The sequence below is a fragment of the Dermatophilus congolensis genome (genome assembly GCF_900187045.1).
In the GTDB taxonomy this organism is placed as follows: Bacteria; Actinomycetota; Actinomycetes; order Actinomycetales; family Dermatophilaceae; genus Dermatophilus; species Dermatophilus congolensis.
Genome location: NZ_LT906453.1, coordinates 2,579,547 through 2,604,969, shown reverse-complemented (window position 1 = coordinate 2,604,969; position 25,423 = coordinate 2,579,547). Strand labels below are relative to the sequence as shown.

At 57.1% G+C, this 25,423-nt stretch carries 21 protein-coding genes; 14 read left to right on the top strand and 7 right to left on the bottom strand.

What is annotated here, in order from left to right:
- Nucleotides 1-21 precede the first annotated feature (21 nt).
- Nucleotides 22-1,158, top strand: a complete 1,137-nt coding sequence (gene purM / locus CKV89_RS11415; protein ID WP_028326779.1) for a phosphoribosylformylglycinamidine cyclo-ligase — start codon at nt 22-24, stop codon at nt 1,156-1,158.
- Nucleotides 1,159-1,319: 161 nt separating this feature from the next.
- On the opposite strand, the gene CKV89_RS11410 is transcribed toward purM, so the two are convergent.
- From CKV89_RS11410 to flgN, 4 genes are all read right to left on the bottom strand, one after another.
- Nucleotides 1,320-1,526, bottom strand: coding sequence for a DUF3073 domain-containing protein (locus CKV89_RS11410; protein WP_028326778.1), 207 nt, complete (start codon nt 1,524-1,526; stop codon nt 1,320-1,322).
- A 270-nt stretch (nt 1,527-1,796) separates the two neighbouring features.
- Nucleotides 1,797-2,105: a carbon storage regulator CsrA gene (csrA, locus tag CKV89_RS12750; RefSeq protein WP_028326777.1), complete on the bottom strand. Its 309-nt coding sequence runs from the start codon at nt 2,103-2,105 to the stop codon at nt 1,797-1,799.
- Between the two features lie 80 nt (nt 2,106-2,185).
- Nucleotides 2,186-2,587, bottom strand: a complete 402-nt coding sequence (locus CKV89_RS11400) for a flagellar assembly protein FliW (protein WP_028326776.1) — start codon at nt 2,585-2,587, stop codon at nt 2,186-2,188.
- A gap of 88 nt (nt 2,588-2,675) precedes the next feature.
- Complete coding sequence (flgN, locus tag CKV89_RS11395) at nt 2,676-3,203, bottom strand: flagellar export chaperone FlgN (protein ID WP_028326775.1); 528 nt, start codon at nt 3,201-3,203, stop codon at nt 2,676-2,678.
- 453 nt (nt 3,204-3,656) lie between these two features.
- On the opposite strand from flgN, the gene CKV89_RS11390 reads away from it, so the two are divergent.
- From CKV89_RS11390 to CKV89_RS11355, 8 genes are all read left to right on the top strand, one after another.
- Nucleotides 3,657-4,586 carry a sigma-70 family RNA polymerase sigma factor gene (locus tag CKV89_RS11390; RefSeq protein ID WP_231935398.1) on the top strand — a complete coding sequence of 310 codons (930 nt, stop codon included), beginning with the start codon at nt 3,657-3,659 and terminating at the stop codon, nt 4,584-4,586.
- A 563-nt stretch (nt 4,587-5,149) separates the two neighbouring features.
- On the top strand, nt 5,150-6,226 hold the full coding sequence (locus CKV89_RS11385) for a glycosyltransferase family protein (RefSeq protein WP_028326774.1): 1,077 nt from the start codon (nt 5,150-5,152) through the stop codon (nt 6,224-6,226).
- A gap of 2 nt (nt 6,227-6,228) precedes the next feature.
- Nucleotides 6,229-7,569: a glycosyltransferase family 2 protein gene (locus CKV89_RS11380; RefSeq protein WP_154657592.1), complete on the top strand. Its 1,341-nt coding sequence runs from the start codon at nt 6,229-6,231 to the stop codon at nt 7,567-7,569.
- Nucleotides 7,570-7,757: 188 nt separating this feature from the next.
- The gene (locus CKV89_RS11375) at nt 7,758-9,014 is read left to right on the top strand and encodes a hypothetical protein (protein ID WP_028326772.1); all 1,257 of its coding nucleotides are present in this window, start codon (nt 7,758-7,760) and stop codon (nt 9,012-9,014) included.
- Between the two features lie 13 nt (nt 9,015-9,027).
- The gene (locus tag CKV89_RS11370) at nt 9,028-10,242 is read left to right on the top strand and encodes a glycoside hydrolase family 71/99 protein (RefSeq protein ID WP_154657591.1); all 1,215 of its coding nucleotides are present in this window, start codon (nt 9,028-9,030) and stop codon (nt 10,240-10,242) included.
- Entirely contained in the window at nt 10,175-10,795 is a 621-nt protein-coding gene (locus tag CKV89_RS12055) for a hypothetical protein (protein ID WP_028326770.1), read from the top strand. Before CKV89_RS11370 ends, CKV89_RS12055 begins: the two co-directional genes overlap by 68 nt.
- A 72-nt stretch (nt 10,796-10,867) precedes the next feature.
- Nucleotides 10,868-11,548, top strand: coding sequence for a Wzz/FepE/Etk N-terminal domain-containing protein (locus CKV89_RS11360; RefSeq protein ID WP_028326769.1), 681 nt, complete (start codon nt 10,868-10,870; stop codon nt 11,546-11,548).
- Nucleotides 11,549-11,671: 123 nt separating this feature from the next.
- Nucleotides 11,672-12,766 (top strand): flagellin N-terminal helical domain-containing protein, encoded by a 1,095-nt coding sequence (locus CKV89_RS11355; protein ID WP_028326768.1) that lies wholly within the window; start codon nt 11,672-11,674, stop codon nt 12,764-12,766.
- Here the strand turns inward: CKV89_RS11355 and CKV89_RS11350 are convergent.
- Nucleotides 12,753-13,673, bottom strand: coding sequence for an NADP-dependent oxidoreductase (locus tag CKV89_RS11350; RefSeq protein WP_028326767.1), 921 nt, complete (start codon nt 13,671-13,673; stop codon nt 12,753-12,755). The genes CKV89_RS11355 and CKV89_RS11350 overlap by 14 nt on opposite strands.
- 164 nt (nt 13,674-13,837) lie before the next feature.
- Between CKV89_RS11350 and CKV89_RS11345 the strand changes: the two genes are divergently transcribed.
- The 3 genes from CKV89_RS11345 to CKV89_RS11335 all read left to right on the top strand — a co-directional run bounded on the left by CKV89_RS11345 (nt 13,838) and on the right by CKV89_RS11335 (nt 19,595).
- Nucleotides 13,838-16,414 (top strand): glycogen/starch/alpha-glucan phosphorylase, encoded by a 2,577-nt coding sequence (locus CKV89_RS11345; protein WP_084440883.1) that lies wholly within the window; start codon nt 13,838-13,840, stop codon nt 16,412-16,414.
- Nucleotides 16,415-16,503: 89 nt separating this feature from the next.
- Nucleotides 16,504-18,405: a chorismate-binding protein gene (locus CKV89_RS11340; RefSeq protein WP_154657590.1), complete on the top strand. Its 1,902-nt coding sequence runs from the start codon at nt 16,504-16,506 to the stop codon at nt 18,403-18,405.
- A gap of 389 nt (nt 18,406-18,794) precedes the next feature.
- Nucleotides 18,795-19,595: a trypsin-like peptidase domain-containing protein gene (locus tag CKV89_RS11335; protein ID WP_028326764.1), complete on the top strand. Its 801-nt coding sequence runs from the start codon at nt 18,795-18,797 to the stop codon at nt 19,593-19,595.
- Between the two features lie 118 nt (nt 19,596-19,713).
- Here the strand turns inward: CKV89_RS11335 and CKV89_RS11330 are convergent, their stop codons facing one another.
- On the bottom strand, nt 19,714-20,520 hold the full coding sequence (locus tag CKV89_RS11330) for an FkbM family methyltransferase (RefSeq protein WP_028326763.1): 807 nt from the start codon (nt 20,518-20,520) through the stop codon (nt 19,714-19,716).
- A gap of 31 nt (nt 20,521-20,551) precedes the next feature.
- Nucleotides 20,552-21,226 (bottom strand): glycosyltransferase family 32 protein, encoded by a 675-nt coding sequence (locus tag CKV89_RS11325; RefSeq protein ID WP_084440882.1) that lies wholly within the window; start codon nt 21,224-21,226, stop codon nt 20,552-20,554.
- A gap of 141 nt (nt 21,227-21,367) precedes the next feature.
- Here CKV89_RS11325 and CKV89_RS11320 point away from each other — a divergent pair, with 141 nt between their 5' ends.
- Both CKV89_RS11320 and CKV89_RS11315 read left to right on the top strand, forming a co-directional pair.
- Complete coding sequence (locus CKV89_RS11320; protein WP_028326762.1) at nt 21,368-21,877, top strand: hypothetical protein; 510 nt, start codon at nt 21,368-21,370, stop codon at nt 21,875-21,877.
- Between the two features lie 509 nt (nt 21,878-22,386).
- Nucleotides 22,387-25,266, top strand: coding sequence for a glycosyltransferase (locus CKV89_RS11315; protein WP_028326761.1), 2,880 nt, complete (start codon nt 22,387-22,389; stop codon nt 25,264-25,266).
- Nucleotides 25,267-25,423: the final 157 nt, after the last annotated feature.

Here is a 25,423-nt window from a genome sequence, read left to right as displayed (position 1 = left end):
CCTGTTTCTGGAAGGACCACCATGAGCGAAAACACTTCACCGATCACGTATGCCGCAGCTGGCGTTGATGTTGAGGCCGGCGACCGTGCTGTTGAGTTGATGAAGGCCTCTGTGGCCCGTGCGCAGCGCCCTGAGGTCCTGGGAGGGTTGGGCGGCTTCGCGGGGATGTTTGATGCCTCTGCGCTGGCAGGGATGAAGCGTCCTGTTTTGGCGACGAGCACTGATGGCGTTGGCACGAAGGTTGCTATTGCACGTGCAACGGGCATTCTCGACACGATCGGTATTGATCTAGTCGGCATGGTCGTGGATGACATTGTTGTGTGTGGTGCTGAGCCGCTGTTCATGACGGATTACATCGCATGCGGCAAGGTGGAGCCCAGTCGGATCGCATCGATTGTTTCTGGGATTGCTGAGGGCTGTCGTCAAGCGGGTGTGGCTCTGGTTGGCGGTGAGACGGCAGAACACCCCGGTCTTATGGCTGCGGATGAGTTTGATTGTGCTGGCGCGGCAACTGGTGTTGTTGAGCATGACGATGTTCTTACCCCGAACCGGGTTCGTCATGGTGATGCGGTGATTGCCTTGGCTTCTTCTGGGGTGCATTCCAATGGATATTCCTTGGTTCGTGCGGTGATGGAATCTGCCGGGTGGGGGTATGACCGTCACGTGGATGAGTTTGGCCGCACGGTGGGGGAGGAGCTTCTGGAGCCGACCCGTATTTACACAAAGCTGCTTTTGGATGTGCTGCGTGCACCTGGTGCCGATGTACATGCGTTGTCGCACGTGACAGGTGGAGGTTTGGCAGCCAACCTTGCGCGGGTGTTGCCCGCTGGTGTTGCAGCTGTGGTTGACCGTTCTACGTGGAATCCTCCGGCTGTTTTTGAGGTGATTCAGCGCTTGGGGTCGGTGCCTGGTGCAGATATGGAAAAAACCCTCAACTTGGGTGTTGGGTTTGTTGCTGTAGTGGCGCCGCAGACGGCTGAAATTGTGATCGAGAAGGCTCGTGTTGCTGGTGTGGACGCCTGGCATATGGGTGAGATCAAGGATCTTGATGAGGCCGCTGGTCTTGCCGAGGGTTCTCGGCTTGTTCAAGGAGCCAAGGGCGTGCAGGGCGGTGCTGTCGCGATGGTTGGGCATCACGGCAATGGTGTAGGCGCCTGAGGTTCACGAAAGCCTGATCGGGCGTGCGGTGTCAGTAAGGGCAATGGCCTGTGCTCACACCGCACGCTCATGTGGGGCTGTTTTGGACGTAGTTGAGGGACCGCACCACGAATGGTGCGGTCCCTCAACTACTGTGCGTGGCTTTACTGGTGAGCGAAACGTCAGTGACTACGCGAAGCCCAGCCCGAGTAATCGTCTTCGTCGTCGTCCCAGTCATCGTGGGATTTACTTGCATTCCCACGACCTGGCTGACGCGTCTGCTCTCCGTGGAGCTCGCGCTCAAGTGCCCTCAAGTCAGTGTCAGGAGTCCAGTATTTGAGCTCCCGAGCGACTTTGGTCTGCTTTGCCTTGGCTCGGCCGCGCCCCATGGCGTCGACCCCCTCACGCGTCCGTCGGAGTGATCCCGTCTCGCCCTTCCCACGAAGAGACCACGTGGCCGACACAATCTCGGCAGCGTGGTCCAGCATGTTCGGGGTGGAGCCGGGACGGCTCCGGAAATTCTGTCATGGTTCGTACCTCTACCGTACAGGACGGAATCGCCAACCAGGAACCGTGGCGGCTATCAGAAACGCACATCAGGGATACTGCGTGTCATTTCTTTGCACCAAAACCGGTTTTCTCGTCAGCGGAATCGCCGGTCACGGTTGGTGTTGAGCTCCTGGTTTCGCATGTGATGCGGTCTGTTCGCCCGCCGCAGAGCTTTCTTCGGATTTCTTCTTGCTCCCCGCATGGATTCGGCGAGCCAGTTCAGCGGCGGAGCCAGGCTTGGCCTCGGCTGCCGCATTAGCCTTTTGAAGGTCCCGATAGATTTCTTCGCGGTGGATATCAACATCAGAAGGAGCCTTGATGCCGATCCGGACGGTGTCCCCGTTCACCTCCAGCACGGTCACGACTACGTCGTGACCGATCAGGAGGCTTTGCTGGGGTCGGCGACTGAGTACCAGCACGTGAATTCCTTTTCTCGGCAGGTGCACCGAAGGTGGAGGGGCGGAAACTGCTGCTTTTGGCTACGGTAGCGCGGCAGTACTCAACTGACAGGGAGGCTCGCACGGAGTGGCAGATTCTGTCCGTCGAGGACTACCTGCATTGCCTTGCGTGTCTTTGTGTTGACGATGAGGGGTGCCATGAGGTTCGCGGCAGGTCCTTCGTTTTCAGTGCCGAGGTTCACAACGAGGAAGACCAATGCTTTTTCGGGGGAGTCAATGCCCAGTCGGGCAGCGGTGGACGGGTCGATGACTGGCGAGTAATCGGGGAAGAATGGGTTCGGTGCGATAACAACGAACGCCATGTCAGGGATGTCTAGGCACTCCATTTCGTACAGGCCGCCTTCTGCCTCGCTGAGACGGAAGTGCTGCGCCAGAGGGAATCCGACGAGACCGGCATCGAGAGTGATGTCGACGCTTGTGTTGACATCGGTCGTTGTGGTCATAGGTGTGTCTCCCACCCTTGTACTGGTTGGTTGTCTTCCCGGACGGCCTGGTGCCGCCCGGCGGTGAGTTCGGCCATGGTCGTAAGGGTCACGATTTTTGGTCGAACAAGTGGCGTGAACGGCTATTTGCTCGAGCCCCTTTGGCTGTGTAGGTGTCATCGCCAGTGGGGCCGGGGGTGTGGTTGAACTTTTCGAGCGTGTCCTGCACTGCTTTGTAGCTAACCTCGAGCATTTCGCTGTTGGTGCGGCTGAGCGCTGCTAGTTCTGCGCTGGCAGCGCTGAGGGCTTGGCGGTGTTCTGCCAATACCTCGTTCCACGGTGCAGGAGCTGCTGCAGCGATGGCACTGAGAGGGGTTTCGGGGCCTAATCCGAGCGCTTCGCATACGGGTTGGGCATCGACTGCGCGCATCAGGTCTGCTTCTCGCATTTCTGCAAGAACGAGCTCGATCTCCCGGGTTGAGCGGCCCAGCCAACGAGATCTGCCTGTTTCCACTAGCGCCTGCTGTGTGTCGAGGCGGTAAGTGAGAAGTTCAAGCAGCTCCTGGATGCGCCACAACCCTGTGGAGAGGTTGGACAGCGCCATGAGTGCTGTGTCGTCGAGGGACAAGTTCCTCATCGCGGTCTGCGTGTCGTTCACATTCGGCTCATCGACGTGGCGGCGGTGGAGTTGAGTGAAAGCGGTGGTGACCAGGAGTTTCTCTTCGCTTAATTCTCTTAAGGGGAAGTTTTTTCGATAATTAATATAACGAACAAGGTTGAGTAAGTAAGTAATTCCGAAAAGTCGCTGAGAAATACGTTGATGTGATTTTTTAGGAAAATATTCTCAGGTAGAGAATTTGAGCTTCGATGAGAAGTTGTGCACTCGTCCTTGTTGGTCGTTTTATTTCTGCTTTTTAAAACGGTCGTATGTCCAGTTAATTGTCGACAACTCTCCGCAGCGGTCGTTTTCTTGCATTCAAGTGTTCAGTAAATCGTAAAGTAATCACGCTTGAATAGGCCTGTAACCAGCCATTTCTCAGAATGTGGTCAATCTTTGATGCTTCAAAGTATCTGGTCTGACAGTGGATTCGTGACCGTTTCTGATGAAAACCAACTCTCCGCAGCGAGTTCCACTGAGAGTTCGGTTGATATTGATGAGTTGTGTCGTGTGCACCTTCCTTTGGTGCATTTTGAGGTGAGGTCGATCGGTTCTCGGTTGCCTTCTCATGTGTATATGGATGATTTGGTGTCTGCGGGTATGGCGGCGTTGGCTGCTGCCGCGCGCTCGTTTGATCCGTCGTTGGGTGTGCCGTTTGGTCGGTATGCGGTGCGGCGTATTCGTGGTGCGTTGTTGGATGAGTTGCGTTCTGCGGACTGGGCTACGCGTTCGTTGCGCTCAAAGGTGCGTCGTCGTGATGCGGTGCATGATGAGTTGGCTGCGAAGTTGGGGCGTCGCCCTGAGGTGGGTGAGGTGGCGCAGGCATTGGGTGTGTCGGTGTCCGAGTTGGAGAAGTTGGATGCTGATCTGCATTCGTCGGTGGTGTTGCGTCTTGATGTGATTACTGATGGGGCCGGTGGTGATGGCTCTGGGGTGGATGCGTTGTTGCCTTCGAGTGTGGCTACGCCTGAGGCGACGTTGTTGGCGCGTGAGCGTCGTGCGTATTTGCGTGATGCGGTGGCTGTGTTGCCTGAGCGGTTGCGTGTTGTGGTGCGGGGGTGTTTTTTCGAGGATCGCCCGATGCGTGAGTTGGCTGAGGAGTTGGGGGTGACGGAGTCGCGTATTTCGCAGATGCGTGCGGAGGCGTTGAAGTTGTTGCGTGATGGGATGAATTCGCAGTTGTCGCCGGAGATGTTGGAGTCTGGTGGGCGTGGTGGTGCTGGCGGTGGTGGTGCGGTAGCGCGGCGTAAGGCTGCGTATTACGCGCAGGTCGCGGCTCGTTCCAACTACCGCGAACGACTGACGACTGCCGTTGATGCCTTGGAAGAGATCACGCTATTTAGCTCACGTGAGTCAGCGTGAAGTGTTTAAACAGATAGTGGAGCTTGGTCTGTGGTCCATAGCGGTTGTATCCGGATGTTTCGCTCCATCTCGACAAGTGAGATCAGCTCTTGTGTGTCGTGAGTCACACTCAAGAAAAACGGGCATCCCTGAAAAACACTGCGGCACAAAACTTATCGCTGGTCACAGCCGCAGCAAGAAAATAATCAGACCCACCCATTCGGGCGTAAAACACGCGTGCAAGACAGGTTGTCCAGACTTTCCCCACGAATGTTGTCAACGCCCATAAACACATGCCGAATGGGAGCCTGTCCCGAACAGACACCGACGTGATTGCGGCCTCGAGAGCAGACATGATCGGTCGGGGGCGGTCACACACTCAGGAGCGGTCACACGCACGCATGGACGCGAAAACCCTCGAGGAAGCAACACTCAGCACGAACCACGGCTCCCGCCGATCAACGGCGGGAGCCTATTCGCGCCAACACCCACCCCCACCCGGCCCAGCACACACAGCACCCGCGGCAAAAACACGCCAACGTACTGCGTAAACACAGCTGTGAGCACAGCCGAAAGGAACTCACGTGGCCCGAATCGCCCTAGTGATGATCGCGCGTGACTCAGCCAGATACATAGAACGAGCTCTCGCCAGCGCCCACCCTTACGTAGACTCCAGCATCGTTCTCGACCTGGGCTCACACGACGACACCGCACAACGCGCCCACCGTGCCGGAGCCCACGTCACCAAAGCCACCTGGCATGACGACCCCTCACTGTTGTGGAATCAAGCCCTAGCCGCAGCCAACGCCGACTGGCACCTCATCCTCGAAGCCCACGAATGGATCGACAGCGGCGCCTACCAGCTTGAACACATACGCACATGGCCCCCCAACCGCGTAGGCCTCATCGAAATCATCCCAGGAGCAACATCCCGAGGAGCCGAAGCGCCCCACCTCCAACCACGAATCCTGCCCGGATCCGTACGCTTCACCGGCCGATTCCACCCCGAACCGGCCTACCCCGGAATGAAAACCCAGCCCCTACCCACCGTCATCGCCTGCGACGACGCCGACGTCCTGGGCTGGTCCCTCGATCGCAACCTCGTCGGAGCCGCAGTAGCCCAAGCTCTCTTCGTTCACCCAGACGACCCCCGCATCCTCGCAGAACTAGGCAAATGGCAACGCGCCCAAGGTGACCCCAGTGCAGCCGCAGGCAGCTTCGCCCGCGCCGCCGACGCCCTAGCCCCCGGTCTGCTAGACCGCCACACCTACGTCATGGAAACCCTCGATGCTCTACGCGCCGCCAACCGTTACAGCGACGCCCTAGCACTCATCGATGCAGAAATGGGACAGTGGGAAACATCACCTGACTTTCCTTACCTAGTAGGCGAATTGTTCTTCGACATGATCCTCGCTGACCCCAACAAAGCAGCTACGCTCGCACCCATGGCCGAAGCGTGCTGGAAACGAGCGATGTCGATCGGAGACACCACAAACCTGCCCGGCACCGTCACCGGGCGTGGAAGCTTCCTCGCAGCCCAAGCGATGGCAGTCATGCACACCACCCTCCAACACCCCGACGAAGCCGACCACTGGTTCGCCAAAGCACACGAATTACGCAGCGCAGCACCCTACGCCGCCCGACCCCGACTACTCGGCTAGCCGTGCCGCAAAACGCAAGCAACACAGACAAATTCCTTACTCAAACGAGTAATAACAACGCCGATGAGCACACCATGACCACCAAACTGCTCGCCGCCTGCATCGTCGCAACCGACGAAGCCACCGACCTGCGCGCGTGCATCGCATCACTGCAGCGCCTAACCCCACTCGTCTCCGAAATCTGCGTCTACAGCATCGGAGCCGACCCCCGCATCCTCGACCAAGCAACCAGCGCAGGCGCCACCGTTACCACCGGCACCGGCGAATACGACGAAAGCCTCGCCCGCAACAACGCCGCCGCCATGACCGACGCCACCTGGGTCCTGCACCTAACCCCCAACGACCGCGTCACCGCCGACATCGAACGCCTCGAACGCCTCATCCAAGCAACCCCCGGAATGATGGCCCAACCCGACCTCCTATCTATCCTCCTCACCTACGACGAAGACCCCACCGAACACCGCGAAAAACTCCTCTACCGCCCAGCCATCGCCCGCTTCCGCGGAATCCACGACCCCCAACTCGAACCACTCATCCCCGGCCGTAAGCCCACCACCCTCACCCCCGGCCGCGACGTCATCACCATCAACCGCGCCACCAACACCCCCGACCCCGCCACCAACCGATCTCGCCTCGAACGCCGCCGCCGCCGCGCCACCACAGCCATCACCACCCTCGAACACGAAGGCACCGCCGGCGACGCCCTCGTCACCGCACTCGTCGAACGCGCCCGACTCCATCGCGCCCTCGGCGACGACAACGCCGCCCTCACCGACCTCACCCGCGCACGCGCCACCCGCGCCACCCGCATCTGCCGCTGGCGCGCCCGCCAAGACCTCGCATCACTGCTCATCGCCCACAACCACCACAACGCCGCTTCCGCCGTCATCGCCGAACTCGACCGAGACGGAGCCGACAGCGAATACACCGCCTGGCTACGCGCACTATCCTCAGCCTCACAAGGCAAGGCCTACTCCGCACTACGCACCCTACGCACCCTGCACAACGTCACCGCCGCCGACGGCCGCAAAGTCCCCACCACCACCATCCTCAACGAACGCATGATCCTCGCCGCCCGCATCGGCGAATTCGACGAAGCCCTCGACTGCTGCATCCGCCTGGTCTCCGTCCACGGCCAACCACAACGATTCGCCCGCATGCTCCTCAAACTCTGGGGCGGACGATCCGCCGCTGGACTAGCCGAACGACTCATCGAAACAGGCGGACCCAACCAAACCGCCGTCGCCGCAGCCCTGGCCCAACTCGCCGAACCCGGCCCCACCATCGCCGCCAGCCTGCTCGAACCCACCAGCGAAAAAACCCCCACCGCACCCACCCACTAACCACCCCATCCACGCAACACAACACCCCAAACCACCAGCACAAACGCCGCCACAGAGACCCCGAAAACACCCCCTGGGATACAGCCACACCGCATGTGGAAAGCCCCCATCTATACCTTCACAAACAAAGGTGCACAACCGCACCAAACCGGGGGAACAACCACAAGGGGACACCTGTGACGAGCACCATGCCCGACACCAGGCACACGCGCCAACACACCACCAAGCCACACCAACAACGGGACTGGATCACCCTAGACCGCGTACCCCTGGCCGCCCTGCTGACCCTCAGCCTCGCCGGCGCAGAGATCTACCTCAACTCCGGACTCGTCATCCCCGACACCCCCTTCTGGCCCGTCTGGGCCTCCTACGACCGCGCCACCGCCATCACCCTCGTCACCGCCGCACTCATCGGCCTACTCGGCGCCGCCACCATCCCCCTCAAACACCCCATCCCCCTCACCTGGCGCACCACCACCCACACCCCAACCACCCGCAGCACTGCCCTCTGGCTCACCATCGCCGCCAGCGGAGTCACCCTCGGACTCATCGCCAAAGGGCAATACCTTCTCTGGGCACCGGCCTACCTCACCTTCGAAGCACCCCCACCCATCATCTCCCTCGCCAGCGTCATCGCCCCCGTCGCGCTCATCGCCGCAGGCATCGTCTCGACCCGACACCCCTGGACCGGCGCACTCCTAGCCATCGCCATGGCCACCATCCTCTTCTCCGGCGCCACCCGACTCTTCGCCGGATCAGCTGTGCTCTTCCTCATCGGTCGACTCCTCGGCGGCATCCGCGTCCACGTGTGGGCCTGGTTTCTCGGCGGCACCTCCGCCGCCATCGCCTTACCCATCCCATTACTGCTACGCAACCAACTCACCCACGGCCTCATCCCCTACACCGAAGCCACTATCAGCCACCTCAGCGAACCCGGGTACCTCTCCACCGTCATCTCCACCATCGCTGAAAACGTCGGCTTCACCGTCCCTCTCCTGGTCCACGTCGCCGCAGAACGCGGCATCACCATCGATGACATCCTCATCGAACTCAACCCCGCCCCCGCCTCCATCGCCGGGTGGGACCGCATCGTCGCCTCCATGCGGGTCCACTACTACATCCCCTACTCAATGCTCGGAGAATTCGCCAGCTTCGGCGCCCTCGCACTCACTGTGGCCGTCTTCGTCTGGGGAACCCTGCTGCGACTATGCATTCAACTCGTCGCCGACCCCGACTGCGGACTATCCCTACTCTTCCTGGCCGCCCAACTAGGCCTATCCCTCATCAGCGTCCTCTACATCACCCAATACAACACCCGCAACGTCAACCGCGTCGTCACGATGATGATCGCCCTGGCCCTGGCGTTCTATCTAGCCAAAGCATTCCTAGCTCATTTCCGCTCTAGCGAACTACAGCACCCTGACGCACCCGCCCTGACAACCTGAGGAAAAGAGCGCTATGGGTACCTCATTTCGACGTATGACACGACACACCACGATCATCACAGCCGCGATCCTCCTAACCGCAGGTGCCGGAATCGCTACCAGTAAAACCCCCATCGCAGCAGAAACCCGACGCAGCATCCTCGCCCACTCACCCGACAGCACTCTGGCCACCCTGGTCGCTGCAACATCCACCCAGCTGCCCGGCAAACAAGTGTGGGCACACATGGTTCCTCACGGACTCGCCGACTACCACGAAAAGCCAGGTAAAACTGACTACGGATCGACCTACCCCCTGGACCTCATCCCCGGCGGCCCTAGCTCACCTCCTCGCCCCACCTCAGGTTTACCCCGCGCCCAAGCAGCCGGACTCACCGGAATGCAAATACTCACATTCGAAGGAATTAACCGCGGCAGCGACTTCACAAAAGAATGGATGAAACAAGCCGACCCAACATGGAATGACTCCCACCCAGATAACGACTTCTCTATCGCTCCATGTTTTATGGCATCCAGCTCCGACGGGCTCATCCGTATGATCCGCGAATACCTTGAAATAGCAAAAGAACATGCATCAGCGGCAAAAATAGGCGACAAATTCGTTATCTACATTTACGGTCCCCGAAATATGCCGCCACAACAATGGGAAAAAGTCCGCGACACCATTGACCAGCAGCAGCTGCCCGTCTACCTCATCGGCGACCTCCAGACCGACTCCTCCCAAACCGGGCACACCCTCGATGCCAGCCGTATCGACACCTACGCCCACGCCTTTGATGCAGCCTGGAACTTTGAAGACAGCTCCCAGTACATCTGGAACGACATTCTGCGTTACACCATCTCCCGCAGCCTGCCCTACGCCGGAGGAATCATGCCCGGCTACAACCGCGAAACACCCGGCGGGGGCATCGTCGACGCCCAAGGCACCACCATGATGCGCAATCAGTGGGAAGCCGCCCTTACCTCCGGTGCCCCCTGGCAAAACATCATCACCTGGAATGACCTCGTCGAACACACCGACATCAAACCCAGCAGCGACTGGAACATCACCCGCTCAGACATCAACGCCTTCTATGCTGCCAAACTCCGAGGCCTCCCCCCCACCCACACCCCGCGCCGAGCTCTACATCACCACCCCCAACCACACCCGAGCAGGCCAAACAGTGCACGCAGAAGCGCTCATCCTCAACGGCGGAAAAACCGACGTCACCGTCAATGTGCAACTCCATGACGGCAGCGGAGCCCCCGTCGGAGAGCCCATCCGTATGACTGCCCCTGCAGGTAAAGCCACCGCAGCCACCACCAACACCCCCCTTCCTGCAGATCAGCCACCATCACGACGTTTTCTACGCGCCCATGCTTGGAGCCTCACCACTGGCGGGACACCCCTACAACACGTTGTCTCCGCACCCGTTGTCGTCTACGGCGCCAACGAAAAACTGCGCACCACCAACCAGCGCAGCCACTACTACTCCATCCCCGCAGCTCGCGCCCTGCCAACCAACCCAACCTTGAGCCTCACCGGCGACGCCACGCAAGGAAACGCCACACTTACTGTCGCGCACCCCATGCGATTCGTCGAAATCCTCCAAAACACACGCTCAGCCAAACTCAGCTTCGATACCGCAACAGCTACCAGTGCCCTTTCTGCCCTATCGCGCACCATTGTCGGAAATCAGAAAATAACCACCGATTCTGCCGGTTTTTATGTTGGTCGCATCATTGATTCCAATGAAAGAGTCGCTTATTCAGACCCCGTATACATCAGCGACCCACGCAGTTGAGACACTTCCCCTAATCCACCAATGATGAATAGTAAGAAAAATAAAACTTTTCGGGGGATAAAAGTGACATTTATGGACATGCTGCGGCTTATCCGCAAAAACCTCATCATGATTGGCGCTCTCGCTGTCCTCGGAGGAGTCATCGGCGGATCCTGGGCCGCTTTGACCCCAACGACATACACCTCTACAGCCACTCTGGCCGTCGTTCCCGCCCAAGGCACCGGCAACGCTAACCAAGACCCCATGACAGGCGCGATCGCAAGCATGATGCAAACCTTCGCCACCTCTACCACCACTGGTGAAGTGCTCAGCCCCGTCAAACAAAGCGTTACCCCCGAAGAATCACTCGACACTCTGCGCAAACGCATCAAAGTCAATGTGCCCACCGCCTCCACCCTGCTAGAAATCACCGCAACCGGAACCTCCTCTAACGAAGCCGTATCCCTAGCTGACGCCACCGCCGACTCCCTATCCAAAGTCGTCGGGCAGCTCGCCCCCAAAAACCCCACCAACGGACAACCCACCATGACAACCGTCCGTATGACCCTTGGAGCTGACTCCGTCACCACCAAGGGAGTGTCCACCGGCATATACGTACTCGGCGCACTCATCACCGGATTCGTCATTGCACTGATGCTCGCACGAGCCCGCGCAAACACCCCAAACACTAATGCCGCCGCAATCACCCCCAGCGCTGCCCCCGCCGAGCATCCAGCCACAACATCCCTACAGGTCACTGAACAAGTGTCCTGAACAGGTAACAAAACCTCTTCACTGCCTGCCACTACTTGCCGATAAGGCAAACGACCCCATGTGTGCCTCGGCCGCTGGCCGGTCAACAACCACGGAAGGTGAAACAGCACAAGGAGGTCCACCATGCGTATCCCCGCAGACATGAATACGCTGGCCAGCGTCATACACCGAAACTGGGAACACCACGCTGACATCGCAACAAAAGCGGCCGCATCCCTGACCAACGGCACACACCAACTCGCCGTTGACGACAGTGCAGGACTCACAATCGCCGAGCGTCAACGCGCCCTGGCTCGCAGCATGTCCGCAGCAGGAGGTAACGCACAAGACGCCATCGCCCTGGCCCGGGTAGGACAAGGAGCGATGACCTCGATGACGGCCATGCTGCAGCGCATGCGCACCATGGCCGTCCAAGCTGCCACCGGAACATATAGCGACGGTCAACGTGCCGCGCTCCACAGCGTCGTTGTGCTCAACCTTGGCGAGATGTCAGCGATGATCGAACGCACGCGGGTCGATGGCCAATCCGTTCTAGGAAACGGCACCATCACCATTCAAACCGGCGCCTACGCAGGACAAAGTGTCACCTTCGACAAAGCCAAAGTTGACCCTGCCTCGCTGGGCTTAGGAGAACAAAACAACCCAGGCATTGACCTGCGCACAGCTGACGGCGCTAAGTCTGCTCTCGAAATACTCAATGAAGCCCTCGACAAACTGTTCGCCGAACAGGCCGCTGTGGCAGCCATGGAAACCCGCATGGCACACGCCGCGCGGGCACTAGCAGTAGCCGAGCTTCAGCAAAATGAAGCGCTCTCACGCCGAGAAGACACCGACATCGCAGCAGACAGTGTCCGGCTAGCGCACTCCGAACTCCTCGTGAACACCAGTGCCGCTCTCATGGCACAAGTGCTCACTGTTCAACGATCTGTGCTCGACATGCTCTTGCCACCAACGCCGCCGCAAAATCACGACACCACAACTGAGAATGCCCCCTCACCTGGATCAGTTGTGCAGGTCGCTGCCACGAACGCGACATCTGTGCTCGCTGCACCTGCAACAGCAACTGCGGTAACACACCCGATGCAGCAAGAAACCGCCCCCACAGTCATTGAACCCAAGGACACAACGACACCAGAGCCAGTTCACCGTTCACCAACAGCCGCGGCAGCGACCTGGTCACACAAGCCGACAGAAAAACTCCCAGTCACTCCACAGTAAGAACGATCTTGCCCGCAGCATGCCCCTCCATCGATGCACGCACCGCATCGCCAGCCTGCTCCAGAGGGTAAGAAGCAGCAACATCGACCCGGACTGTGCCCTCATCGACCAGCTGCCCCAACGCGGTCAAGTCTGTGCTGCTTGGCCGAACCCACATGTACTGCCCGCCATACCCGATAACGGTGGGGTCAATGATCGAAACATGGCGTCCACCCGGAGCAAGCACTGCCGTAGTCACATCGACCACGCCACCGATGTAGTCCAGAACAACATCTACCCCCTCGGGTGCCATGTGCCGCACCCGTTCAGTAAGCCCTTCGCCATACGCGACAGGCTCCGCACCAAGCTCACGCAGACGGTCATGGTTAGCAGGCGAACCAGTGCCGATAACACGAGCCCCCAGCCCGGCTGCGATCTGGGTAGCGAAAGACCCCACCCCTCCACCTGCAGCGTGGATGAGCACGTTCTGGCCCGCCTCGACAGCAAGACGGTGAATTGTTTGGTAAGCAGTCAAACCTGCCAGAGGAAGCGCGGCTGCTTGCTCCCAAGTGAGTGAACGAGGTTTACGAGCTGCGGTACGCACTGGCACGCTGAGCTGTTCAGCCCACGTTCCGTGCTGGACCCAGTCTTTGCGGGCATATGCGATGAGTTCGTCACCGACTTGCCATTCGGGGCAGTCGAATCCCACTTTTTCGACAACACCAGCCACATCCCATCCCGGAATAGCAGGGAAAGTGACATCCATGACGGGATCCAGATGCCCCTGCATTATTTTCCAATCCACTGGGTTGACGGCAGCGGCTTTGACACGGATGAGTAGTTCTCCGGGGCCGACTTTCGGCTCTGGTAGGTCAGTGTGGGTGAGAACTTCCGGTCCGCCATAGCTGGAGTATGCGATTGCCTTCATAGCTTCTTCAGCATTGCAGGCCTGCGGGACATTCCCTACCACGAGCATGTATTTACAGCTTTGTGATGGATTTTGTGCGGTCTCACAGTAGAAGCGAAGAATCCGCGAATACCGTTGAGGGACATAGCTGAAAATCCCTGACCTTTCAGACCCGTGGAGGCACCATGACCGCTGCTCGCGAACCCGTACCCAGTGGGCCAAGCCTGGAAGACCTCGCCGATGAAACACCAGAACTGGCTCTATACGGAAAAGGGCCACAATTCACGCCAACGAGCGACCTCGCAGGGAAAGCGGCAGTAGCACCACCACGAACAGTGGAAGGCTTCGCCCAAGAATTCCTCGAAGAACTGAACTTTGGCCAGGGGGTTTCCCTAGAACGAGCCACAGTAAACGATCAATACCTAGCTCTAGCGCGCACAGTGCGGCAATTCATGCAAGCAGACTGGCTGAAAACTGCCCGCCGCCGCCGCGAAGCCACCGAAACCGGCACAGCCACAAAACTCATTGGCTACCTGTCCGCCGAATACCTCCTCGGCCGACAACTTGGCAACGCACTCCTGCAAACAGGGCTAGAAGAAATCGCTAGCCAAGCATTGAGCTCACTCGGTATCGACCTCGAACTCTTACGGGCACAAGAAATCGAACCAGGCCTAGGCAACGGTGGACTCGGGCGCCTAGCCGCATGCTTCGTAGACTCTCTGGCAACTTTGGACACCCCCAGCATCGGCTACGGCATCCGCTACGAGTACGGCATCTTCCGACAAACCTTTGACCACACCGGACAACAAGTAGAAATACCCGACCGATGGCTCAAACTCGGCGACCCATGGGAATTCTCCCAACCCGACCGCGCGGTCATCGTGAACTTCGGTGGACACACCGAGCAATACACCGACAACGACGGCACCCAGCACGTGCGCTGGAACCCAGGCTGGAACGTCGAAGCAATTCCCTACAACATCATGGTTCCCGGATACCGCAACGGCGTTGTCAACACACTACGGCTATGGCGCGCCCGCGCAACAGAAGCATTCGACCTCAACCTCTTCAACAAAGGCAACTACGCAGAAGCAGCACGGGCAAAAACATTCGCAGAAAACATCACAAAAGTTCTCTACCCAGAAGACTCCACTCCACAAGGCAAAGAACTCCGACTCCAACAGCAATACTTCTTCGTCGCAGCATCGCTGAAAGATTTTATTGAACAGACGATGCCAGAAAATCTCGACCTTCATAAGCTGCCAGAACGAGTAATCTTCCAGCTCAACGACACTCACCCCGTCATCGCCATCCCCGAGATGATGCGCATCCTTGTCGACGAAAAACAATTCACCTGGGATGAAGCATGGGACATCACAAAGCAATGTTTCGCCTACACCTGCCACACCTTGCTACCCGAAGCACTAGAAGTATGGCCCGTAGAACTCCTCGGCCGGCTCTTACCGCGACACCTCGAAATCATCTACCGCATCAACGAAGACTTCCTCAACGAAGTACGCCGCCAATGGCCCGGTGACGAAGCCCGCGTACGACGCATGTCCATCATCCAAGAAACCCCGGTACGCGCCGTACGCATGGCATACCTAGCCACCATCGCAGGCACCAAAGTCAACGGAGTCGCCGAACTACACAGCCAACTCCTGCGCGACAAAGTCCTTCCCGACTTCTGCGAATACTGGCCTCATAAATTCACCAACGTCACCAACGGCATCACACCCCGCCGCTTCCTATGCCTGGCCAACCCACCCCTGAGCAACCTCATCACCGACACCATCGGCGACGGCTGGGTCACCAACCTCGAACGCCTCACCGAACTCGAAAAATACGCCGACGACCCCGAATTCCAAGCCCGATTCCGCGAAGCAAAAAACACCAACAAACGCAGCATGCGGGCACTGCTCAAAAACCGTGACGGCATCGACCTGCCCGAAGGCCACCTCGTAGACGTCATGGTCAAACGCCTCCACGAATACAAACGCCAATCACTCAAACTGCTTCACATCGTCGCCCTCTATAACAGCATCATCTCCGGTGCGAGCGACCCGCGCACCATCACCCCACGCACCGTCATCTTCGGCGCCAAAGCTGCCCCGGGCTACTTCATGGCCAAACAAACCATCGCTCTCATCAACGCCATCGCCACCACCATCAACACAGATGAACGCGTTGCCGGGCGCCTGGCTGTTGCCTTCCCACCTAACTACAACGTCACTCTCGCCCAACGCGTCATCCCCGCAGCGGACCTCTCCGAACAAATCTCCCTCGCCGGAAAAGAAGCATCTGGTACCGGCAACATGAAACTCGCCCTCAATGGCGCCCTGACCATTGGCACCGACGACGGCGCCAACATCGAAATCCGAGAAAAAGTCGGCGACGACAACTTCTTCCTCTTCGGCATGACCGAACCCGAAGTAGTCGAACTCGACAACACCGGATACCAACCCGCTTCTTTCTATGAATCCACCCCCACCCTCAAAGCCGCAATCGACCTCATCTCCTCTGGACACTTCACCAACGGCGACCGTCACGCCACGGACGCCTTCGTTGATGACCTCCTCGGATCAGACCGGTTCATGGCGCTCGCTGATTTCGATTCCTACATGCAAGCGCAGGCACAAGTAGAGGCGTTCTACGCCGATGAAGCAGCGTGGACTCGGTCCGCGATTCTTAATGTGGCCCGCTCTGGGTTTTTCTCTTCGGACCGGTCGATGCGTGATTACCTGGACCGCATCTGGAAGTAGCCAGTCGGCAGCTTCAGGTGGGTGTTGGACACGCCCACCTGAAGCTGTCTGGGTGCGTGGGTGGTGTTTGCAGTGTCAGAGTGTGGTCCGTGAAATTCCCGGGATGGGCCAGATTCGATGATCTTGTAGACGGCACGGCCGTCGTTGTTCGTGCTAGCCGTGGCCAGGTGGTAGCGCACAATCTCGATGAGGTTGTGGCTGCGTTGGCTGAGGTTGAGCGTCGTACGGCGGCAGGGCAGTGGGCTTTCGGGTATGTCGCTTACGAGGCAGCCTCGGCGTTTGACTCAACTTTGAGCACGCACGAGCCAATGCCGGGGCTTCCATTGGTGTGGTTTGGGTTCGCTGACCAGGTTGCGTTAGTTCCCGCAGTGGGCAGCGCGGGGCGTTGTGGTGTCCGCAGGGTTACCCCGCAGCGTGCTGCGAGGCGTATGGATGTGGGGTCCTGGCATCTTGATTGGGATGAGGCTAGGTACAGCGACGCTGTTGAGGCTGTTCGGGGGCAGATAGCTGCCGGTGAGACCTATCAGGTGAATTTGACGTGTCGTAGTTATGCGTCGCTGCAGCGGCGTGGGCGCGGTGGCGGGGTGGGGCCTGCGGACATGGTGCACGTGTATGAGCGGTTGGCTGGTCAGCAGCGTGGCCGCTATAACGCCTACATTGAGACGAACAGGCACACGGTGGTGGGGGCGAGTCCGGAGTTGTTTTTCCAGTGGCAAGCTCCTGGTGCGGGGGAGTCGGGGGCGGGGACTGTCACGATGCGGCCGATGAAGGGGACGGCGCCGCGTGGTGCGGATGAGCAGGGGGATGAGGCTGCGGTGGCTGCTCTTTTAGCTAGTGAGAAGGAACGTGCCGAGAATCTGATGATTGTGGATTTGGTGCGGAATGATTTGCAGCGGATTGCGGTGACTGGGGGTGTGCAGGTACGGGAGTTGCTTACTCCGGAGGTGTATCCGACGGTGCATCAGTTGACGTCGACGGTGTCTACGCAGTTGCGTGATGGGGTTGGGCTGACGGATATGTTTCGGGTGTTATTTCCGTGTGGTTCGGTGACGGGTGCGCCGAAGGCGAGCACGATGTCGATTATCAAGGAGCTTGAGACGAGTCCGCGGGGGGTGTATTGCGGTGCTGTGGGGTTGGTGACGCCTCCGGGGCAGCGGGTTGTGCCGTATCGGGCGCGGTTTAATGTTCCGATTCGTACGGCGGTGGTGGATGCGGGTGCGGGGCGTGCGGTGTATGGGGTGGGTAGTGGGGTGACGTATGACTCGCGTGCGGCGGCGGAGTGGCGGGAGCTTGCTGCTAAGACGCGGGTGCTCCAGCGGGGGCCGGGGCGTTTTCATTTGATTGAGACGATGCGTGCTGTGGATGGGGCAGTGGTGCATTTTGATGAGCACGTGGAGCGGCTGGCCTCGTCGGCGAGGTTTTTAGGGTTTCGGTGGGATGAGGGTGTGGTGCGGGCTGCGGTGGAGGAGGAGGTTGCGAGGTTTTGGCGTGCTGGTGGAGGCGCGGCGAAGGTGCGGTTGACGTTGTGTCGTGATGGTCAGGTGGGGGGTGTGGCAGTGGAGGCGCCGTCGTTTTCACCGTTGCCGGTGGTGCCGCCGGTGGAGCGTGGAGTTTTGGGGGAGGAGATGTTGGGGGTGGTGATTGATGAGGAGCCGGTGTGGTCTGGGGATTGGCGGTTGCGGCATAAAACGAGTTTGCGTGAGGTGTATGTGTCGCGGCGGGAGCGTCATCCGGGTGCGGATGAGGTGTTGTTGGTGAATGAGAAGGGGCATGTGACGGAGGGGACGGTGTCGAATGTTGCTGTGTTGGTGGATGGCCGGTGGGTGACGCCGTCGTTAGGGGAGGGGTTGTTGCCTGGTACGGCGCGGCGGGTGTTGTGTGAGTCGGGTGTGGTGGTGGAGGGGTGTTTGTCTGCAGATGATGTGCGGCAGGCAGACGGGGTGGCTGTTTTTAATGATCTGCGGGGTTGGCGGTGGGGGAGGGTGTTGTGACTCAACCACAAACTAATTCCGCGAATTCTGTTGAAAAGCAACAAAATTCACATCTTTTATTCAGGTTGTTTTGGTTGCTTTATCAGGTTACGAACGTAGGTTCCCTGCAACCGAGGTGAAAACCATTACCAAACCTTGGCTTCGAGGGTCTTTCTCCGCATTAGAGAAAAGATTCTCACCGGGGGCTACTTCATAGATAGGTCAGATCAGGGGGACCCATAGTCTTAGCGCACCTTCTGCATCTTTCGGGGAATGCTTTATGGATGCAGTGGAATCGGTGCTAGTGCTGGCTATGTGACGAATACCTTTTTAGCGACCCGTCTTACGTTTGACCTCCGTTATTTATAAAAAATTTTTTATGAAATCTTATTACGGAGAAAGGTCTTCTTATGAAAAAGAGGATTGCTGTACTGCTTGTGGCCGCAGCTGCTTCGGCCGGTTTGGCTAGCACGGGAACTGCGCATGCGGCAGGTCAATGGAAAGACGCGGACGCTATCGCGGCGCTGAGCTTTGATGGCAAAAGCTGTAGCGGCGCGATTGTGAAGCTCAAGGACTCTAAACCAACGGATAAGGCTCTGCTGCTCAGCGCGGGCCACTGTATTCCTGGGCCTCATTTGAAGACGGGTGAGTCGGTTGCGAATAAGAAGATCTCTGGCACGGGTAACCGGGTGCAGATTCACAAGGGTGCAGATAAAGACAACCACCTGAACCCGCTGCAGACCCATGTCACGGATGTTGTTTACGCGACGATGACGGGCACGGACGTCTCGCTGATGAAAATCGACAAAACGTATGCTGCGCTACAGCTTGCGGGGATTAAAGCTCGTGAAATCCCTGGCGATGATCTGAAAAAGGGTGACGCTGTCTCGGTTCCAGCACCGGGGATCGGCCAGTCTTTCCATGGCTGCAAGATCGAGAACACCGGCTTGACCAAGAAGGTGAACTCGTGGACCTGGAACAACTTCGTTGAGGTTTCTGGCCAGCAGTGCGAACAGCTACGCGAGGGAGCCAGCGGCTCCCCAATCATCAGTGACTCTGATGGCCGCATCCGCGGCATCGTCTCCATGGTTGGCGACGGCCCAGGAAAACGCGTTCACGGATTCGGCGCCCAAACCTCCGCCCTCCTCGGATGCGTGAAAGACGGCTCCTACTCCGCAAACACCTGCAAACTCCACCCCGCAGGAAAGTAAGCAAAGATCGCACTTAGATCTTGAGTAGGGAAATCATAAGAGAATGAATCGGTGACAGTTAAGGCGTAAAAAAATAAAATGCCCGTCAATTTTATTGGCGGGCATTTTTAACTAAAGTCTAACGCCCTGCGCTTAACTGACGGATCTCTTCATAAATGTAGTGTAGGCTCTTTTCTATACGCCTTTCGCGCATGCTTTGAGTTAAAGATTTAAGGTCCAACTCGCTTATCTCTATTGGGGATTCCGGATGGGCAAGAAAGGCGGTATCGCTAACCCCTAAGAAGTCTATAAGTGAGTATCCTTTTTTAGCTAGAGTCGAGATTGCCTCCCGCTTATCCTGGGGGCTATGTGTTTCGATAAAAATTAAAGGATGATCTCTACTTATGGTCTCCTGGGCGCCTGCAAGGACGCGAGATTCGTTTCCTTCAACGTCGATCTTGATAGCAGCGGCATGAGCGCCTTCGATTAAGCTGTCGAGCTTGTTAGCGGGGACTTTACTTTGATCTAGAGGGACGCCTGCATGGGCGGTAACGGTTCCCATGTTTCCCTCGGATGCGATACGCAGTGATATCATTTCCTCTTTATCCCAAGCGCATGCATTTTTTGCAATTACTCTATTTTCAATTTTATTGATTTTTATATTTTCCTCCAGTAAAAGGAAATTCACTTCGTGGGGTTCTATGGAAATTATAGGGTGGCTGGCCGAAAGGCCTAAGTAGACGCTATGGTTTCCAAGGTTTGCGCCAACATCGATGAAAGCGTAGTCGTCTCGGAAGGGTATGCTTGACCATATGTTTAGTAGGTCATTTTCGTAAAATTCTCCGGTCTCCCTGAAGACGCGACCAATGTGGTCATTTTCAATATGTATCAGAGTTGCTTCTATATTTCCACTGGAAACTTTAGTTGCTGCTAGATTGTGACTCAAGGTGGGTGCTTTCTTCTCTGGTTATGTGGATTTACTTCTCGCCGAAAGCTGTGGATAGGGTTTCTTCGTTGACTTCTTTTAGGTTTACTGCGCTGCTCCAAGTGCTCTGAGTTGAGGCAAACATTTGATGTCCAAATACTGGACCAGTCCCTGTGTAGATCCATCCTGAATGGTGGCGAGGGGTGAATAAATGGGACGGCCAGATGGTTAATGGGTGGCCAGTTTCTTGCCAGGTTTTTGTTACTAGAATTGGGCCCGTGCTCTGCCAGGCGCGGCGGTCTACTACGGTAGATTCATTTGCCAAATTTTCAATTATTTTTCCAATGAACTCAGAACCCGAAGTTGATCCCATGAATGCGTTAGTTACCATTCCTGGAAGAGTTAGTTCATTAGACCAGGAAGCAAAGTCAGAAGGTTCTAAAATCCAGTCCTCGATTGGTCGAAGGCAAGCTGAGTCAGCGTCGACTGCGATTCCACCATGTTCATAAAGAATTTCGTAGCGCATAAGATCAGCTACGCCACAAAGTTCTTGGTGCCACATATCTTTCATGTGGCGAAAATTAATCCATTTTAACTCTGAAAGATCTTTATTGCCCCATACTCGAACTTCGAAATCAGGGTTCAAGGTTTGCCAAGTTTTAATAAGAGCTTCGGGGCGGCGGGTTTCATCGCCAACCCATACCACGTGGATTTTCTTAGGCAGCATGGGTGATCTCCTAGAGGAAGCGCAGCGGTGACTGATGGTGCATTCCAATCGGTCGATAAGTCCCCTAGTCAAGAAAATTGGCTCAGTCAAAGCGACGAGATGCCGATGAGCGAGTGAGTCCCAACGACCTGAGGAGACCTTGTGTCCGACCAAACATCGCTATCCGCCATTGCCGCACGTCTTCAAGAGCTCAGGGAACAGGCTGAGACGGTTGAAACAACAGCCATGATGAGCGGCGTGCGCTTCATTGTCGCGACAGATTGGTCCGAGGCCTCCACGGTATTGGCGACGTTACGGGCATACGCGGCGGTCTTCCCCGAAGAAGCTCCTGTTGAGCTCTGCTTTGCTGTGCCCCATGAGCCAGGGGAAGCGGATGAAGAATGCGCTGGAATCCTCATCGAAGGTCTTAACGGTTCGGTACCGGCAAGTGTGAGCGTGGCCTCATTCGAAGAAGTAAGCAAGGCTCCCTATGACTCCGCAGTTGTTCCTACCGGTGACACCTCGCTACTCATCACCGAAGTAGGCGGACTCATCACTCGTATGTTCGATATTTCTCGAAGCATGCCCACTGATGGATCTAGCCTTCCTAGTGGAGCCAACAAGGGTGATCTCGACGCACTGAAGAAACGTCTAGAAGAGTTTTCCGCATGACCACAAAAAGGTCGCTTCGTCTAGATGTCATCGCCGTAGTGCAGCCGGGTGAAACTATTGATCAGGTAAACAGCTTCGTTAAACACATACGTGACTGGTTTGCTGAACAATGCGACACTATATATGTCTACTATGCCGGTGAAGAGTGGAAAGCCATCAGCAGCCAGGGGTGGCAAAATGTGCAAATCATCCGAGGGTTTTGGGATAATGACCTAGGGCGCGCTCGACTCGATGCGCTCAATGCAACTACCTCGGACTGGGCAATCATCCTTGATATAAATGAGCGCCTCTCTGGAGATCCAAAAAAGATTCTAAAGATTCTTGAGAATCCTCTCTATGGGTCTGAAGACTATGCTTCTGTTCCACTCAAAGTAAATAAAAAAAAGTATTACTACGGGCGACTTGTCAGACCTCAAAACGCTCACGCAGACGGGTCGATATGGGAAACAATTGACACAGGGTTTGCTCCGGAGAGAAGCTTTATTGACATTCCTGAAAGTGCCCTTCAGGTGACTTCTACTTCTTCAAAGTTTCCCCTGCCTGAAGAAAAAATTTCACGACGCCTCGGGCGACTCAAAAAAGATACCGACCTTAGTAAAGGGAACGATCGTCAAATCTCCTACGAGATAGCGCAAGAACTCCAAAAACTAGGAGATATTGACGCTGCCTATCAGGAGTACAAAAAGGTTGCCATCGGAGAGGATAACTGGGCTTGGGCTGCACGCGAAGCATGGGCAGACCTACTCACCAGCCAAAAACGTCTTGAGGATGCTGCGTCGCTCCTTGAACAACTCGAACCTGGACCTAACCCAGAATTCGCAACCTGGCTACGCGCCAAATGGTGCATAGCCTCAGGGAAAACAAGCCAAGCACTCGACTTAATGCAACACCTGGAATGCCCCACGCCCACCCTTGGTACGCCTTTCCCTGAAGATGCCGTTCTTCGGGCTCGGCTCCGCCTTGCCTGCCACACTGGCCGAAAACACGATGAACTCACTAGTAGGCTCGCACTCTTTATTGCCGGAATAGAAATTCACGGTGCTGGGAAAAAACTGCTGAAACTATGGGGTAAGAGACGCCCCGAAGAACTCGGTGAAGTAATTCTTGAAGCCCGAAGCAATCACCTCGAAGCCATCGCCGACGAATTCGATCGCAGCCCCTACCCAGGAAACCTCGTAGCACGGACTATCCGCGAGCATCGTCAGCGATACTCTGTTGCTGCCGTCATCATTGCTCGTGACGAAGCACGCTGTATTCAACGCTGCATCAATAGCATCAAACCATTCGTTGACGAAGTCCTCGTCGCTGATACGGGCTCCGAAGACAACACCGCCGAACTCGCCGAAGCAGCCGGAGCCCGCGTCATCCACATTCCCTGGACCGACAACTTCAGCGAAGCACACAACACAGCACTCGATGCCGCCGGAGCAGACTGGCACGTGATCATCGACGCTGACGAAGTCATCGCCGCTGGAGGGCGCGAGCTATACGACCTTCACGACCTCTCACCCGAATTTGTTCTCACCGTCAACGTTGTCAGCTCATTCCGCCTCGGCGAAACCATCACCACCCAAAGCGAACCCCAGTCGAGGATTCTCCCCGGTACGGTGCGCTACCGCGGCATCATCCATGCCACCCCGCAACACGATCTTCCACTGCGTCAAGTACGGATCACCATCGAGCACGACGGGTACGAGCCAGAACAGCTCGCCAAAAAGCTCCCCAGACGCGAAAAAATGCTACGCGCCGCCATCGCAGCCGAACCTGACGATCCCTATTTGCGGTATCAACTTGGCCGCAACCTAGAAACGCAAGGTCGTCTGCCCGAAGCCGCTGAACAGTACGACAAGATCGACCGTAAAACGCTGCCTCCTGAACCGTGGCAGCACATCCTTATCGTGCAATGCGCACACACACTCACCTCCATCAACCGCAGCCTTGATGCACTTACCCTTCTCGGGGAATACACCGACGAGTTTGACCACTCATCGGACTATCACTTCGTTGCCGGTAACGTGCTGCTCGACCTTGCCACCCAACAGCCAGAACTCGCCGCCGAACTGCTGCCTCAATCAGCCGCAGAATTCCGCCGAGCTCTCGAAATCGGCGAACCCACCGACCTGTTCGGACATGTTAACGGGCGAGGAAGCTACTTGGCTGCATGCAACCTTGAAATCGTGGAACAAGGATGTCGAGACCTGGGCATAGCTCTGCCAGACCACGCATATACGCCTTCTACGACAAAGACCTTGCAACGTGGCGATGCGGAGGACCTCGCCCCTTTGCCTAATGGATCACTTGACGTGGTGATGATCGTCAAGAACGAAGAAGCACACCTAGCTCAAACACTGGAGTCTTGCGAAAGCTTGCGCCCACTCCTTGGTGAAATCTGTGTTTATGACACTGGATCCACCGACACAACTCGCGATATTGCGCGCGCTCACGGCGCAAAAGTGGCCGAAGGATTCTGGGATAACAACTATTCACGTGCCCGCAATGCAGCCGCTGCCATGAGCAGCGCTCCCTGGCTCCTTGTGTTAGATGCGGATGAGCGAGTGTTCGCAAACCCCACCCGTCTCGCACATGAACTCGCTGTAGCAGAAGCCGCTAACGACGTTGCTCTCTACATTGAAGCCGCACCTACCAGCGCCCCCGGTGAACGCATGCAGGGCAATGAATATTGGATGTCACCGCGCATCTACAGGCCAGATTTAGCCCACTACGCCCGCCCAGTTCATGCCGAACTTCGCGGACTCGATGGCCACCGCTTCAACGAATCAACCGAGTTGGCCCCCGAAACCATTCGCATCGAAAACGATGGATTCGGCGCTTCTCGAACAAAAAACAGTGTGCAACGTGCGTTATCTCTGACAAAAGTTGCCAAGGCTTCCCGGTCAGACACGGCCGATCAAATGGCAGCGCTTGTCGATCAGGCCCGCGCCCAATGGGGAGCAGGGGATCCAGACAACGCTCGCAAATCACTCCACGCAGCTATCGCCTTGGACCCCTCCACTACCTATTACCGGTGGGCTTACCAATGGCTCATCCGCATTGAACTCGAAACCGAAAATATTGATGCTGCTGCGCGGGAGCTAGATGTCCTCAAAGGATTCGCTCCTACTGACTCATACACACGATGGCTTGAAGCTCACCTCAAACTAGCCCAGGGGCAAACCAGCGAGGCTTTACATATCGTGCAATCTCTTGACCACGTGGTCGATGCGGCAGGGCTGCCGCTATCTCGTGAAGTAGTTGCCGAAGCGCAGCTAGCAGCAGCCAGGCAAACAGATGACGCGCTTGCCATAGCACGAGCACTTCTCCGCTTAGGGAAAGCCCGTAACGATCAAGAACTAGTGCATAAAGCATCTGCTGCGCTGCGCAATGCCTAACTCAGTCAGGTGTTCCAAACACACCGCAAAAAAACACGCAGATCTCTCAGAGGTAGGGCTGCGGGGCCGATGAGCCAGGTGTCGGGGACAAGACCTCGGCACTGTGCCGGGGCCACTACCCCGTCGGGGCTTTCACAGCGGAAGTCCCTCGGGCTCA

Coding starts and splice junctions, on each gene's coding strand:
- CKV89_RS11400 (WP_028326776.1), bottom strand. CDS start 2,587: ATGACCACAACGACCGATGTCAACACAAGCGTCGACATCACTCTCGAT.
- CKV89_RS11370 (WP_154657591.1), top strand. CDS start 9,028: ATGGGTACCTCATTTCGACGTATGACACGACACACCACGATCATCACA.
- CKV89_RS11355 (WP_028326768.1), top strand. CDS start 11,672: ATGCGTATCCCCGCAGACATGAATACGCTGGCCAGCGTCATACACCGA.
- flgN (WP_028326775.1), bottom strand. CDS start 3,203: ATGAGGAACTTGTCCCTCGACGACACAGCACTCATGGCGCTGTCCAAC.
- CKV89_RS11335 (WP_028326764.1), top strand. CDS start 18,795: ATGAAAAAGAGGATTGCTGTACTGCTTGTGGCCGCAGCTGCTTCGGCC.
- CKV89_RS11410 (WP_028326778.1), bottom strand. CDS start 1,526: ATGGGGCGCGGCCGAGCCAAGGCAAAGCAGACCAAAGTCGCTCGGGAG.
- purM (WP_028326779.1), top strand. CDS start 22: ATGAGCGAAAACACTTCACCGATCACGTATGCCGCAGCTGGCGTTGAT.
- CKV89_RS11350 (WP_028326767.1), bottom strand. CDS start 13,673: ATGAAGGCAATCGCATACTCCAGCTATGGCGGACCGGAAGTTCTCACC.
- CKV89_RS11360 (WP_028326769.1), top strand. CDS start 10,868: ATGGACATGCTGCGGCTTATCCGCAAAAACCTCATCATGATTGGCGCT.
- CKV89_RS11325 (WP_084440882.1), bottom strand. CDS start 21,226: ATGCTGCCTAAGAAAATCCACGTGGTATGGGTTGGCGATGAAACCCGC.
- CKV89_RS11345 (WP_084440883.1), top strand. CDS start 13,838: ATGACCGCTGCTCGCGAACCCGTACCCAGTGGGCCAAGCCTGGAAGAC.
- CKV89_RS11375 (WP_028326772.1), top strand. CDS start 7,758: ATGCCCGACACCAGGCACACGCGCCAACACACCACCAAGCCACACCAA.